General features: G+C 58.0%; 12 protein-coding genes. 5 read left to right on the plus strand and 7 right to left on the minus strand.

Going from position 1 to position 13,049, the window contains the following annotated elements:
* The first annotated feature begins 37 nt into the window (after positions 1-37).
* Entirely contained in the window at positions 38-3,769 is a 3,732-nt protein-coding gene (locus ACO0LO_RS20730; RefSeq protein ID WP_422966948.1) for a response regulator, read from the plus strand.
* Positions 3,770-3,787: 18 nt separating this feature from the next.
* Here the strand turns inward: ACO0LO_RS20730 and ACO0LO_RS20735 are convergent, their stop codons facing one another.
* Entirely contained in the window at positions 3,788-4,774 is a 987-nt protein-coding gene (locus tag ACO0LO_RS20735; RefSeq protein WP_422966950.1) for an aldo/keto reductase, read from the minus strand.
* A gap of 101 nt (positions 4,775-4,875) precedes the next feature.
* On the opposite strand from ACO0LO_RS20735, the gene ACO0LO_RS20740 reads away from it, so the two are divergent.
* Positions 4,876-5,793, plus strand: coding sequence for a LysR family transcriptional regulator (locus ACO0LO_RS20740; RefSeq protein ID WP_422966951.1), 918 nt, complete (start codon positions 4,876-4,878; stop codon positions 5,791-5,793).
* A 65-nt stretch (positions 5,794-5,858) separates the two neighbouring features.
* Here ACO0LO_RS20740 and ACO0LO_RS20745 read toward each other — a convergent pair whose 3' ends face one another.
* The 4 genes from ACO0LO_RS20745 to ACO0LO_RS20760 form a co-directional block, all read right to left on the minus strand.
* The gene (locus ACO0LO_RS20745; protein WP_422966953.1) at positions 5,859-6,188 is read right to left on the minus strand and encodes a putative quinol monooxygenase; all 330 of its coding nucleotides are present in this window, start codon (positions 6,186-6,188) and stop codon (positions 5,859-5,861) included.
* A gap of 21 nt (positions 6,189-6,209) precedes the next feature.
* On the minus strand, positions 6,210-7,193 hold the full coding sequence (locus ACO0LO_RS20750; RefSeq protein ID WP_422966954.1) for a glutathione S-transferase family protein: 984 nt from the start codon (positions 7,191-7,193) through the stop codon (positions 6,210-6,212).
* An 82-nt stretch (positions 7,194-7,275) separates the two neighbouring features.
* Complete coding sequence (locus tag ACO0LO_RS20755) at positions 7,276-7,875, minus strand: flavodoxin family protein (RefSeq protein WP_422966956.1); 600 nt, start codon at positions 7,873-7,875, stop codon at positions 7,276-7,278.
* 63 nt (positions 7,876-7,938) lie between these two features.
* Positions 7,939-8,688: an SDR family oxidoreductase gene (locus tag ACO0LO_RS20760; protein WP_422966958.1), complete on the minus strand. Its 750-nt coding sequence runs from the start codon at positions 8,686-8,688 to the stop codon at positions 7,939-7,941.
* 312 nt (positions 8,689-9,000) lie between these two features.
* Here ACO0LO_RS20760 and ACO0LO_RS20765 point away from each other — a divergent pair, with 312 nt between their 5' ends.
* Complete coding sequence (locus ACO0LO_RS20765; protein WP_422966959.1) at positions 9,001-9,912, plus strand: LysR family transcriptional regulator; 912 nt, start codon at positions 9,001-9,003, stop codon at positions 9,910-9,912.
* A gap of 57 nt (positions 9,913-9,969) precedes the next feature.
* Here the strand turns inward: ACO0LO_RS20765 and ACO0LO_RS20770 are convergent, their stop codons facing one another.
* Entirely contained in the window at positions 9,970-10,905 is a 936-nt protein-coding gene (locus ACO0LO_RS20770) for an AraC family transcriptional regulator N-terminal domain-containing protein (protein WP_422966961.1), read from the minus strand.
* Positions 10,906-11,208: 303 nt separating this feature from the next.
* On the opposite strand from ACO0LO_RS20770, the gene ACO0LO_RS20775 reads away from it, so the two are divergent.
* Together ACO0LO_RS20775 and ACO0LO_RS20780 are read left to right on the plus strand one after the other, a co-directional pair.
* Positions 11,209-11,427: a hypothetical protein gene (locus tag ACO0LO_RS20775; RefSeq protein WP_422966963.1), complete on the plus strand. Its 219-nt coding sequence runs from the start codon at positions 11,209-11,211 to the stop codon at positions 11,425-11,427.
* A gap of 155 nt (positions 11,428-11,582) precedes the next feature.
* Positions 11,583-12,263, plus strand: a complete 681-nt coding sequence (locus tag ACO0LO_RS20780; RefSeq protein WP_422966965.1) for a tetratricopeptide repeat protein — start codon at positions 11,583-11,585, stop codon at positions 12,261-12,263.
* Positions 12,264-12,333: 70 nt separating this feature from the next.
* On the opposite strand, the gene ACO0LO_RS20785 is transcribed toward ACO0LO_RS20780, so the two are convergent.
* Positions 12,334-12,993: a hypothetical protein gene (locus ACO0LO_RS20785; protein ID WP_422966967.1), complete on the minus strand. Its 660-nt coding sequence runs from the start codon at positions 12,991-12,993 to the stop codon at positions 12,334-12,336.
* Positions 12,994-13,049: the final 56 nt, after the last annotated feature.

Here is a 13,049-nt window from a genome sequence, read left to right on the forward strand (position 1 = left end):
CAGGCAAAGACCTGCAAGCTATAGTATAAAGACAGAGATGAACCCTCTCAGTATCAAGGTCAAGATAGCGCTGGCAACCATCGTCACGACGGTTGTCATGATTGCGCTCGTCACGGCCATACAAATCCGCCAGATGCGCGAAGACTTTACGCGCGTACTGTACGACCAGCAAACCGCACTGGTGAACCGCACTGCCGAAGAGCTCGACGACAAGCTCAGCCTGCTGATCGATATCCTGAAACGCTCGGCAGACCATGTGCCGCGCGAGATGCTCGGCTCGCCGTCGCGGCTCAGGCAGTATTATGAAGAGCGCGCCATTCTCGCCCTGTTCGACGATATCCTGATCCTGAACACAAAGGGCGACGTCATCTGCGACGTTCCTGAACTGGCCGGCAGGACCAAGGTCAGCGCCGCCGACCGCGGCTATTTCAAGAAGGTCATGCAGACGAAGGCTTCATTCATTTCGGAACCTTTGTTCGGCAAGACCAGGGGTGAGCCTGTCGTCCAGGTGGTGGCGCCGATACTGGGTGCCGGCGGCGAAGTGCAGGGCGTGCTGGTCGGCGTGCTGCGCCTGTATAAAGATAATGTGCTTGGGCATTTAAGAACGGCCAAGGTGGGCAAGAGCGGTTTCTATTTTGCGCTGACCCGCGATGCGGTGCCGGTCTATGTGCTGGAGCCGGACATCAGGAAACTGCTCAAGCCCCGTCCCTCCAATGCCAACGTTGCGACCACGCGTGCGTTGATGGAGGGATTTGAGGGCACGGTGGAAAGCCTCAACAGCAACGGCTTGTTGGCGCTGACCAGTTTCAAATCACTGAAAACCGTGAACTGGGTGCTGGCTTCCTCGCTACCCATTTCAGAAGCCTTTGCGCCGTTTGAGCACGTGTCTTCGCGCCTTGCACTACTGGGCGGCATTGCTTCCTTGCTCGCGGCGATCTTCATAGGGTGGGTTACTACCCGGCTGCTGGCGCCGCTGGGCCGGCTGCGCGACGGCATTTTGTCGATGCTTCCGGATGCCAGCCAGTTCACGGCATTGCCGGTGCGTCGCCGGGATGAGATCGGCCAACTGACCGAAACCTTCAATAATCTGATGCAATCGCGCTCTGCGGCAGATGCCAGGTTGAAACAGCTGATTGAATATGCGCCCAACGCGATGATCGTCGTCAATGGCGAAGGCAATATCGAAACCTTCAACCGCCAGGCTGAACATTATTTTTCCTATCATCGGACTGAAGTTCTGGGAAAACCGGTAGAGCTGCTGGTGCCCGAGCGCTACCGGCTGCTTGACTCCGGTTCCCGCAAGGATTTTTTCCAGACGCGGCTGGACAAGGATTTGCTGGCAATGGGATCGGGGCTGGAAATCTGGGGCCTGCGCAAGGACGGCAGCGAGTTCCCTATCGATATCAGCCTGAGCCCCATCGACACTGACCTCGGCGCCAAGGTACTGGCAGTGATCACTGATATTACCGAACGCCACCGCCTGAGCCTGGAGATAGACGCCAGGGCGCATGAACTGGAAATCGAGCGCGACCGCGCGCAGGCAGCAAACAAGGCAAAAAGCGAGTTTGTCGCCAATATGAGCCACGAGATCAGGACGCCGATGAATGCCGTGCTGGGCATGGTGCAACTGCTGGGCAATACCGACCTCACTGCCGAGCAGCGCAACTACCTGACGATGGTGCGCACTTCCGGCCAGTCGCTGTTGGGCATCTTGAACGACGTACTGGATTTTTCCAAGATCGAAGCCGGCCACATGGAAATGGTGGCCGCCGAGTTTGACATCGACCAGTTGCTTAATTCGCTGGCGACCACGATGACGATGAATGCCGGCGACAAGGAACTGGAACTGGCCATAGGCATAGATCCCGAAGTGCCGCGGATACTGATGGGCGACAGCTTGCGCTTGCAGCAGGTGCTGGTCAACCTGACCGGAAATTCGATCAAATTCACCAGCAGTGGTGAAGTGTCGGTGCATGTCAGCCTGGGCTCGCGCGGCAATGACAAGGTGGTGCTGCATTTTGAGGTAAAAGACACCGGCATCGGCATTACCGAAGAACAGCAGGCCAACCTGTTTGCCGCGTTTTCACAGGCCGATGCCAGCATCACGCGCAGATTCGGCGGAACCGGCCTGGGCCTGACCATCACCAAGCGCCTCATCGACATGATGGGCGGCGAGATAGGCGTGCGCAGCCGCCCGGGGCAGGGCAGCTGCTTCTGGTTCGATCTTCCTCTGAACGTGATTGCCGATCGCAGCAATGAAAAACGCCTGCCTATGCTCGGCAAGCTCAGGCTGTTGATCGTTGATGACAACCAGACCAGCCGCAGCTTTCTGCAGAAAATGGTGCATAGCTGGGGCTGGGAGGCTGACGATGTCAGCTCCGGCGCTGAAGCGGTGATCCAGTTAAAGCAGCATATAGCAGAACATGCGTCCTACGATGTCATTCTTGCGGACTGGACAATGCAGGAGATGGATGGACTGGCAACCGCCAAGGCGATCCGGGAAGCAAGCGAGGGCGACAAGCAGCCCATCGTCATCATGGTCAATGCCTTTGCCCGCGACCAGATGGTGCAGGCGCCGCACGCGGAAGAGGCGGATGTCGTGCTGACCAAACCCATTACCGGTTCCAGCCTGTTTAACGCGGTGCATGAAGCGATTGTAACCAAGGGGGCCGGCAAGCATGAACTCAGGTCAAGCCGGCCTGCGACGAACCGGCTGAAGGGCGTACGCCTGCTGCTGGTGGAAGACAATCCGCTGAACCAGATCGTGGCGCGCGGCTTGCTCGAACATGAGGGCGCTAGCGTGGAGGTACTGGGTGACGGACAGCAGGCGGTTGATCACCTCACAGTACATGCGGGACGCTACGATGCGGTGTTGATGGATGTGCAAATGCCTGTGCTGGACGGTTTTAGCGCTACCCGCAAAATTCGCAAGGAGCTCAGGCTGGATATCCCTGTCATCGCGATGACAGCAGGTGTGACGACAGCGGAGCGCGACCTGTGTTTTGCGGCCGGCATGAACGACTTCATCGGCAAGCCGCTGGACCTGGCGCAAATGCTGGGCGTGCTGGAAAAACTGCATGCAGCGGGCAAGCCGAAGCATGCCCCGGTTGTATCCGTCACCGTTGCTGTACCGGTAGTTTCTGCGTCTCCCGCGGCATCGCCGGTTCCACCAGGCACACTGGAAGCGACAGCGCCTGACGATGTTTTTGCGCCGGACAAATTACTGGCATTCATGGGCACGGACGCGAGGGCCACCGACGTCATACTGAAGATGGTGCGCGATCTGGCGGGCTCGGCAATGCAACCGGTTGAAGAAGTAAAAAACGATATCGCATCAGGCAAAAATACTGAGGCTGCGCGCCGGCTGCATAGCATGCGCGGATCGATCGGGACGTTGGGCACCAAGCGTTTTGTCGTGGCTGCACTGGAACTGGAGCAGGCCATCGTTCAGCAAAGGGAGAATGACTTGCCTGCGTTGATGGCGGAAGTTGAAAACACTTTCTGTGCGGTGGTCGCCAGTGCGCGTTCCTGGCTTGAACGCCGCGGCGATTCCGGCGCCAGCGCAGACGCCACGTTCGATAAGGCCAGGCTGCAGCAGTTGATGCAGCTGCTGCGTGAACAGAATATGCGTTCCTGCGCGCTGTACGACGAGATGGCCGTGGCTTTAAAACCGCATTTGCCGGAAACCGCCTTTGCCGCACTGGCGCAGGCGATGGCGTCGCTGCGCTTTGACGCAGCGCTGGATATTTTGCAAGCGCTGGATGCCTGACGCCTTTATCCTCACCCTTCAGGCATTCAAGCCCTTCATTCCCTCTGTGCTGTAGCGGTCGCCAGCGGCAATGCCTGCAGGCAGCACTGCTGAAATGCGCTCGAGGTCCCCTGCGCTGAGTGTCACCTGCAATGCGCCCAGATTTTCCCGCAGGTATTGCGTACGCTTGGTGCCGGGGATGGGGATGATGTCTTTCCCTTGGGCCAGCAGCCACGCCAGCGCCAGCTGGGCCGGCGAACAGGCCTTTTCAGCTGCGATAGCTTTGACGATATCAACGATGCGCTGGTTATGCAGCATGTTGTCCGCGGCAAAGCGCGGGTTGAAACTGCGGAAATCCTTGTCGTCCAGCGATGCGGTATCCGTGACCTTGCCGGTCAGGAAGCCGCGGCCCAGAGGGCTATAGGCAAAGAAGGAGGCCCCGATGCTGCGGCAGGCCGCCAGCGCACCCGCTTCCGGATCGCGTGTCCACAGCGAGTATTCGCTCTGCAGTGCGGCAATGGGATGTATGCGCGCCGCGCGCAGCAGCGTGGCGGGAGACACCTCGCATAAACCGATTGCCCGGATCTTGCCTTGCTCGACCAGTTTAACCAGCGCTTCCATCGATTCTTCCAGCGGGGTTTGCGGATTTATCCTGTGCATGTAGTACAGGTCTATCGTATCAACACCCAGCCGTTTCAGCGAGGCCTCGCAGGCAGCGGCAATATAGGCAGGGCTGTTGTCGATGCGGCGCTCATAGGAGCCAGGCGTCCTGACCAGCCCAAACTTGGTTGCGATGCGGACCTCATTGCGCCTGCCTTTCAGGAAGCGTCCCAGCAGTTCTTCATTGTGGCCTATGCCGTAGGCATCCGCAGTATCGAACAAGGTGACACCGGCATCGTAAGCCGCCTCCAGTGTCGCCATCGAGGCATGATCGTCGGTCTGTCCGTAGAATTCCGACATGCCCATGCAGCCGAGACCCAGTGCCGATACTTGCATGCCGCTTTGGCCTATATCGCGCTTTTCCATAAAACCCTTTCTTTGCATTGCCCTGGCGATGCAGGGAGTAACAGCAGTGTAGCCGTCGCCGATTTCTTGTGGAATGACCAATTTCGTGATACCTTTTTGGTATGAGGAAGCTTGACACCAATGCCTTGCAGATGTTTGTCGCCGTTGCACTGAGCCTGAATTTTCGGCAGGCAGCGGAGCAGTTGCACATGTCGCAGCCGCCGCTGAGCCGTGCCATCAAACTGTTGGAGCAGCGCCTGGGCGTGCAACTGTTCGAGCGCGATACGCAGCGCGTTGCGCTGACGGCAGCGGGCGCAGATCTGCTGCCCAGGGCACAGCAGATACTTGGTCTGCTGCAGGAGGCGGAAGTGTCGGTGGCTCGCCATCAGGCGGGCACGCGGTTAAGGCTGGGCCTGACGACATCGGTGGAAATCGGCATGTTTTCTGCCTTTACCGCAGCGTTGCAGGCGGCGCTGGGTGGTGCTGCGCTGGAACTGAGTTTTGCATCGTCGCCGCGGCTGGTGGCCGGCCTGCGCGCCAGCCGGCTGGATGCCGCCGTGATTGCCTTGCCGACCAATACCTATGAACTGGCAGTGCAGCCGCTGCTGCAACAGGATATGATGGCAGCGCTGCAAAGCAGCCATCCGATGGCGCGCCGGCGCAGCCTGGCGCTGGTGGATTTGGGCACCGAGTCCGTCTATTGGTTTGAGCGCGCACGACAGCCGGCTTTTTTTGACCATTGCCACGCGATATTCCGCGAGCATGGATTCGCGCCGCATTTTGTGCGGGAGCCGCAAGACCACCACGTGCTGCTGGGCGACGTTGCTGCCGGCAGGGGCATCGCGCTGCTGCCGCAGTCTTTTACGTCGCTGAAAATGTCCGGCGTCGCCTATCGCAAGCTGCGTGAAGGCAAGGAGTTATCGCTAGGCCTGGGGCTGGTGATGCAGCATGCATCGCAGGGGAGGGCGCCGCATGCCTTGCTGGCGGAGTTGGCGCACAGGTTGCTGAAAGCACCCCAAGACGGGGAAGGCGACATTTAACCGCCGGTCAAGCATGGGGCGCTGCGTCCGGCATCCGGCATCCGGCACCCCATGCTGGATACACGTCAAGAGGACAGCAGGCGGCCCGGATAAGAGCGTATCCCTTTCAGGAATTCTATCCTGCGTTCATGCGACAGCAGCTCCGGCAGTGCGGCTTCAAATGCCTGCCTGTAGGGTTTGTTCAGGTGGTGCTCCAGGAAATAGTCGCGGCTGCACGCCCAGTTTTCATAGATGACCAGGGTATCGGGGTCGTTCAGGTCTTCGTGCACCCAGGTGTTGATGAAATCGGGTTCCGCGGACATTGCATCGAGCACGTCGAAAGTCATTTTTCGCATGCGTTCGCGTACTTCAGGCCGGGACGGCAGGTGGACGATAAAAGAAATGGTGTCAGACATTGTTTGCTTTCAATTTGATAATCAGGCCGGAAAACGTTCTCTTCCGTGTGGCGCCGTGAGGTCAAGCGCGGGCCCTGCCGGGATGATGCCAGTAGGATTGATCGAACCATGGCTGCCGTAGTAATGCGCCTTGATATTGTCGATGTTGACCGTGGCGGCAATGCCGGGGTGCTGGTACAGATCGCGCACATAAGCCCACAGGTGTTCATAGTCGGCAATGCGGCGCACGCTGCACTTGAAGTGGCCAACATACACGGCATCAAAACGTATCAGCGTGGTGAACAGGCGCCAGTCGGCTTCGGTCAGCGTATTGCCTGCCAGGTAGCGTTGGCCGGCCAGACGCTGCTCCAGCGTGTCCAGTGCGGCGAATACGTCGCGGACGGCTTCGTCATATGCGTGCTGCGTTGTTGCAAAGCCGGCGCGGTACACGCCATTATTGACGTTGGGGTAGATGTAGTCGTTGATGGCATCTATTTCGCGGCGCAGCGCTTGCGGATAGTAGTCTCCTGCGGAGGCGCCTATGCCGTCGAATGCGCTATTGAGCATGCGGATGATTTCCGAAGATTCATTGTTGACGATGGTGCCGGTCTTTTTATCCCACAGCACCGGCACGGTGACGCGGCCTGTGTAGTACGGGTCCGCCAGCGTATATACCTGGTGCAGCCGGGCGGCATGGTTGACGGTGTCGGGAATGACATCGGGACCGTCATCGAAGGTCCAGCCTTCGCTGCCCATGAAGGAATGGACGACGGAGACGGAAATCATGTCTTCCAGCCCCTTGAGCTTGCGGAAAATCAGTGCCCGGTGAGCCCAGGGGCAGGCCAGCGACACATACAAATGATAGCGTCCGGCTTCGGCCTTGTAGCCTGCCATGCCACTGGGACCGGCGCTGCCGTCGGCTGTCACCCAATTGCGAAAACTGGAGGCCTTGCGCACGAATGCACCGCCGGTCGATTTGGTATCGTACCAGTCGTTGCGCCATTTTCCTTCTACTAATAATCCCATGTCGGGCTCCAGAATCGATAATCGGGTCTTGCTTGCGTGCCCGCCCCCTAGGGGGCGCGGGCTGCTATGGTCGGGTGGACTGTCAGGCGACGGCGTGGCGCCCGGCGGCCATTTGCAGGGCTACCCTGGCTACGCGTGCACCGAGATGTTCCGAAGTTTTCAGGTCGGCACTGGTGGCTGCGTCGTCTGCGCTTTCATCGGCGTTGGACTGTGCAGCGGCGCCCAGGAAGAAGCCATGGCGATTCAGGCTGTCTTCAGTGCTCTTCGAGTTATTGTGGCCCGGTGGCAGACCGAGGTTGACCCAGTGCATGCCGTGCTGTGCCGCAAAGATGGAAAACTGCTGCAGTACGGCCAGCTTGTCGCCGGAGCGCGACGCTGCGTTGGTAAAGCCGGCGGCAATCTTGTTCGCCCATTTTCCGCCTTTTGCAAAAACCTTGCCGGAAGTGGCTTCCATAAAGCCTTTGAATTTGGCTGAGGCGCTGCCCATATAAGTTGGCGCACCGAAGATGATGGCATCAACGGTTTCCAGTTTGTCCCAGTACTGGTCGATATCGTCAACGCTGATCAGGATGCTTTCTATGCCGTTGATGCTGGCGGCGCCGCGTGCAACCGCTTCGGCCTGCTTGGCGGTATGGCCGTAGCCGCTATGGTAGACAATGGCTACGCTGGTAGTGCTGTTCATGATGAATTCCTTTATCGGTATGCCCGCGGCTTTGCCGCGGGTGGGATCAGTGTCAAACAACGATCACAGCTGGCTCATGCCGCCGTCCATGATCAGTTCAGTGCCGACGACGAACGCAGAGTCGGGCGAAGACAGGTACAGCACGGCGCTGGCGACTTCTTCGGGCGTGCCGAAGCGTTTCAGCGGGACTTGCGACTGTATATCGGAGGCAAGTTCGTTCAGCTGGTCGGCAGGGATGCCGAGGCGGCCATAGAGTGGCGTGGCAATGGGGCCGGGGCTGACGACATTGACACGCACGCCGCGTGGCAGCAGTTCCGCCGACAGGGTCTTGGCGAAAGAAATCAGCGCGGCCTTGCTGGCGGCATATACGCTGGATGACGGCATGCCGATATGGGCATTGATGGAACCGTTCAGGACAATGGCCGCGCCGCTGTTGAACAAGGGTGTCAGCGCCTGTATCGTAAAGAAGGTGCCTTTGACGTTGACGTTGAAAGTCTGGTCCCACAGGTTTTCATCAATGGCATCCAGAGGGCCGAATTTGGCGACGCCGGCATTGAAGAATGCAGCATCCAGCGTAATGCCTTGTGCAGCGAGTGTCTGTGCCAGTTCTTTGGATGCCTTGATGTCGCCTGCGTCGTTGCGCAATGCGATGGCGTTTTCGCCAAGTTGCGCCTTGGCCGTATCCAGCGTTGCCTGGTCGCGGCCGGTGATGATGACCCTGGCGCCTTGTTTGGCGAATTCCAGGGCGGTTGCAAAACCGATGCCGCTGTTGCCGCCGGTGACCAGGACTGTTTTATTGTCGAAACGTTTCATGATGAGCTCCATTAATGTGTGGTGAGATTGCTGAGGCAGATGTGTGTTCGTCTGTGCATTCACTATATGAGCAGGCGAGCCCGTCAACAATGCCGAAACGCTGCATGGATCGTTTAGGATTTGTGAATTTGTTGATGCCGATATTGCCGAAAATCATCGTTATGGCAACAATGCCAGCCCCGGAATCATCGCCAATATACCGATTTTGATTCTCAGCGCCACTATTTCCCTCTATGATGGGGTTCGAGGCAGCTGGAAATAAGTATTCAGCGACCCAACTTCATAAATGGTGAATCAATACCGGAGACCTGCATGGATCGCCTGCGTGCAATGGAAGTGTTTGTCGAAGTGGTGCGCAAGAACGGCTTTGCCCGCGCGGCCGATGCGCTGGAGACCTCGCCCGCCAATGTGACCCGTATTATCAGCGACCTGGAATCGCATCTCGGCACGCGCCTGCTGAACCGTAGCTCGCGCAAGATGTCGCTCACCGAGAGCGGAGAAGCGCTATATGAAAGGGCCAAATCCATCGTTGAAGAAATGGTGGAGGTGGAGGCGATTGCCTCTTCTGCGGCGATGCAGCCGCGCGGCCTGCTACGCATCAACGCGCCGCTCAGCTTTGGCGTGCTGCACCTGGCGCCCTTGTGGCCCAAATTCAAGGCTGCGTATCCCGAGGTGGAACTGGACATTGCATTGATCGACCGCGTCGTGGACATTGTGGAAGAGGGCTACGACCTGGCGATCCGGATTTCCCGCGTCGGCTCCACCGCACACGCGGCGCGCAAGCTGGCGACGTCGCACAATATCGTCTGCGCGTCGCCGGACTACATCCGCAAGCACGGCGCGCCGTCGGTGCCGGCCGATCTTGCCGGCCACAACTGCATCGTGTACAGCTATTCGCCCACTGCCGATGAATGGAATTTCCTGGATGAGAAAGGGCATTCCCATCCGGTGAAAGTGCCGTATTCTATGCGCACCAATAACGGCGATACCGCGCGCTCTGCGGCGCTGGCCGGTGCTGGCGTCATCTGGCAGCCCAGCTTCATCGTGGGACAAGATTTGCAGGCAGGGCGGCTGGTGCAGTTGCTGCCAGGCTTCCGCTTGCCGGACATCGATGTGCTGGCGATGTACCCGAGCCGGCGGCATCTCAGCGCCAAGGTCAGGGTGATGATCGATTTTCTGGTGGAAGAGTTCCGGGATGTCCCGCCCTGGGATGCGGACAACTGAGCCGTTTCAGCGCTACCGGTGCGGCCTGTTGATTGCCGCCCGGAGCGCGTCAGGAGATCACTGCACCGTTACATATCTGGAGCTGTTCTCTGCCGGTATTTCAACCAGCATATTTTTCATCTGATTGGCTTCTTCCACCGGCGTGCGGCCGAAGAAGCGCTTGAATTCGCGGCTGAATTGCGACGTGCTTTCGTAACCGACGCGGCCCGCGGCGGTGGCGGCGCTGAGGCCGTCCTGTATCATCAGCAGCCGTGCTTTGTGCAGGCGTGTGGTTTTCAGGTACTGCATGGGGGATGTCGTCGTCACGCCTTTGAAGTTGGCGTGGAAGGCGGCAACGCTCATGCCGGCTTCCGTCGCCAGCGTGTCGACATCCAGGCCATCCGCATAATTGGTATGGATGCGGCGCAGCGCCTTGCTGATTTTGCCGAAATGGCTTTGGTGCGTCAGCGCGGCGCGTATCGCGGGGCCCTGCTCGCCAGTGAGTACGCGGAAATAGATCTCGCGCATGATGGCGCTGCCCAGGATGCGGGTGTCTGTGGGAGACGTCAGCGTTTCCAGCAGGCGCAGCACGGCGTCACCCAGTTTGTTGTCCAGCGGCGTGGCGCACATGCCGACAGGCAAAGCCTGGGGCTGGTGATGGGATTCGTCCAGTGACAGCACTATCTCGGCGGCCACCGCCAGGTTGATGCGGATGGACATCGCCAGTAAAGGTTCTTCGGGGCTGGCAATGGTCTCGCTTTCAAACGGCAAAGGCACCGACAGCACCAGGAATTGCTGCGCATCGTAGATAAAGGATTGCTCGCCAAGGAAACCTCGTTTCCTTCCCTGGCAGACGATGACAACGCTGGGCTCATACAGCACCGGTGTACGCGGCAGGGATTTGCTGGCCCGCATGAACTTGACCCCTTCCAGTGCGGACAGCGTCTGCCCCTCGGACGGCGCGAGCTTGCCCATCAGTTCTATCATCCGCTGCTGGCGGGTTTCCTTTTCCATATGATCCGGCGATGAATGTTGTTAGTGACAGCGCCCATTTAACACCATCATTTTCTGCCCGTCCAGACGGCAATAGAATTAGGCAATAGATCAATATGAATAGGCAGGCTTTCGCAATTTTACTAAGTTCATTTATTTAATTGGGTAAGGTATTTGGCTATTTAGTAGGTAATTCATCTTTAATTTTATAGAAATAGGCAATACGTCGATATCTTCGTGTATTCAATGGAACACGCATGGGCGCTAAACTTCTGTCATCGCTGCGGGAGTCCGGCAGCCAGTTCAAAGAGGAAGGGAATAACCATGAACCATCTTGCCATCTATACCGCGCTTGGCGTCCATTCACTGGCCAGCGTTGCCTATGTTGCCGCTTACGGCACGGAAACCGGGATGTCGGCTGCCACGACGCAACTGGCCGTGTCCCCTTTAATCCAGACCGTGCCGGGGCAGGACGACGCCAGGTTGCTACGTCACTGGACTACGCTGCTGAGCATGCACGCACAGCAAGCGCGCCGGTCCTGATTGCATACAGGCGCCGAGCTTGCCGCTTGCTGCTTGCCGTATGTCTGCCATCGGCTTTTTCTTTGCGCGCTTTGCCCCTGTAATATATGGTGGCGATCCGCAAAAACAATTTATCATTGTCACCTTGGCCGGCTTTGTTTGACGAATGGTGACTCATGAAAAAATTGGCAAAACTGTGGTTGTCTGGTTTGATGCTGCTTGCTGCGGCAGCTTCGTGGGCCGACGATTTTTCCGACGGCGTGGAGCTGTATGAAAAAAAAGACTATGCCGGTGCGCTGAAGCTATTCACCAAGGCGGCGGAAAAGGGGAATACGGATGCGCAGTTCAACCTGGGCCTGATGTATGTCAACGGTGAAGGCGTTGCGCGCGATTACGACCAGGCGCTGGAATGGTATGAAAAATCCGCCGACAAGGGCAATGCACGTGCACAGTTGAATTATGGGCGCATGTTCGCCAAAGGGCTGGGCGTGAAGCAGGATTACAGCGAAGCGCGCTATTGGTACCGCAAATCGGCAGACCAGGGTTATCCTGACGCGCAGTACAGCCTGGGCATCATGTATTTCACAGGCATAGGCGTCAGACAGGATTTTGAAGAGGCGCGGACCTGGTTCCAGAAAGCCGCCATGAAAGGCAATGCCAGCTCGCAGCACTATCTGGGCTTGATCTATTTCAGGGGCAACGGCATGCAGCAGGATGATGTCGAAGCGCTTAAATGGTTCATCCTTGCCGGGGACTACAAGGATGCGGTGGAATACCGAGAATATGCCGAGTCCAGGATGAGCAAGGATCAGGTGGCGCAGGCCAGGAAGCTGGCCGGAGACTGGCAGCCAAACTAGATCGCAAACCAAATCAGGTGATGGGCAGGCTGCGCTTGCGAGCGCGCCGCTACACTACTTCACCCATACCCTATATCAGCAGGCCCTTGGACTTTGTTCCCATGAAAAGTTTTTTGAGCAGGTAGCCGATGCGATTTTTCCGGTAACTCTCATAATTTGCCAGTAGCGGCTGCAGCAAAGGTTCCTGCCGTTTCAATTCGGCGTCGATATCCGGCCCCGTCCAGTCTGTGCGCCATTGTGCGCGCATGCCATTGGGGAGTTCCGAGGTTGCCAGCACCGGCCCATAGTTGCTGGCAACGCAGGCGATCGCGCTGTAGAAATTTTCCCGGTAATGGCGAGCCGCGTTACCTAATCCAAAATCCAACACGATATTGCCGTTGACGACACACACTACATGGCCCTCCACCTGGCCCGGTTCTGCATAGCCTTTGTAGCCCAGGTAAAACTCTTCGTCGGCGCTGCTGAAAATCGCATGGCAGGCTTTCACTTCGGTGGCATGGCCCCTGGCACGCAGGATTTTTGCCGTCAGCGCAGCCATGGCAAAGCAGACGGACCCGTACCGGTCAAAGTAGGCCAGCTGGCGGAAGTCTTCATATAGCTGGCGCACATCCGAGTGAAACGCGTGATCCTTCGGCAAATTTTGCAGCGCTGCCTGAATGAACGGCTTGATAAGCGGGGTGCCGGCGAGCGGATCGGTCGCGGTGAAAGCGGGGGAGGAGGCGGTATTCATGGCATGGATGGATATAAACGATCTGTTCAGTACGGAGATGTTTCAGCTTCTTGATG

Source organism: Undibacterium sp. TJN25 (assembly GCF_049339885.1).
In the GTDB taxonomy this organism is placed as follows: Bacteria; Pseudomonadota; Gammaproteobacteria; order Burkholderiales; family Burkholderiaceae_D; genus Undibacterium.

What these genes read in the sequence shown, in the direction of transcription:
- ACO0LO_RS20730 (WP_422966948.1), top strand. Translation starts at nt 38, where the DNA reads ATGAACCCTCTCAGTATCAAGGTCAAGATAGCGCTGGCAACCATCGTC.
- ACO0LO_RS20735 (WP_422966950.1), bottom strand. Translation starts at nt 4,774, where the DNA reads ATGGAAAAGCGCGATATAGGCCAAAGCGGCATGCAAGTATCGGCACTG.
- ACO0LO_RS20740 (WP_422966951.1), top strand. Translation starts at nt 4,876, where the DNA reads ATGAGGAAGCTTGACACCAATGCCTTGCAGATGTTTGTCGCCGTTGCA.
- ACO0LO_RS20745 (WP_422966953.1), bottom strand. Translation starts at nt 6,188, where the DNA reads ATGTCTGACACCATTTCTTTTATCGTCCACCTGCCGTCCCGGCCTGAA.
- ACO0LO_RS20750 (WP_422966954.1), bottom strand. Translation starts at nt 7,193, where the DNA reads ATGGGATTATTAGTAGAAGGAAAATGGCGCAACGACTGGTACGATACC.
- ACO0LO_RS20755 (WP_422966956.1), bottom strand. Translation starts at nt 7,875, where the DNA reads ATGAACAGCACTACCAGCGTAGCCATTGTCTACCATAGCGGCTACGGC.
- ACO0LO_RS20760 (WP_422966958.1), bottom strand. Translation starts at nt 8,688, where the DNA reads ATGAAACGTTTCGACAATAAAACAGTCCTGGTCACCGGCGGCAACAGC.
- ACO0LO_RS20765 (WP_422966959.1), top strand. Translation starts at nt 9,001, where the DNA reads ATGGATCGCCTGCGTGCAATGGAAGTGTTTGTCGAAGTGGTGCGCAAG.
- ACO0LO_RS20770 (WP_422966961.1), bottom strand. Translation starts at nt 10,905, where the DNA reads ATGGAAAAGGAAACCCGCCAGCAGCGGATGATAGAACTGATGGGCAAG.
- ACO0LO_RS20775 (WP_422966963.1), top strand. Translation starts at nt 11,209, where the DNA reads ATGAACCATCTTGCCATCTATACCGCGCTTGGCGTCCATTCACTGGCC.
- ACO0LO_RS20780 (WP_422966965.1), top strand. Translation starts at nt 11,583, where the DNA reads ATGAAAAAATTGGCAAAACTGTGGTTGTCTGGTTTGATGCTGCTTGCT.
- ACO0LO_RS20785 (WP_422966967.1), bottom strand. Translation starts at nt 12,993, where the DNA reads ATGAATACCGCCTCCTCCCCCGCTTTCACCGCGACCGATCCGCTCGCC.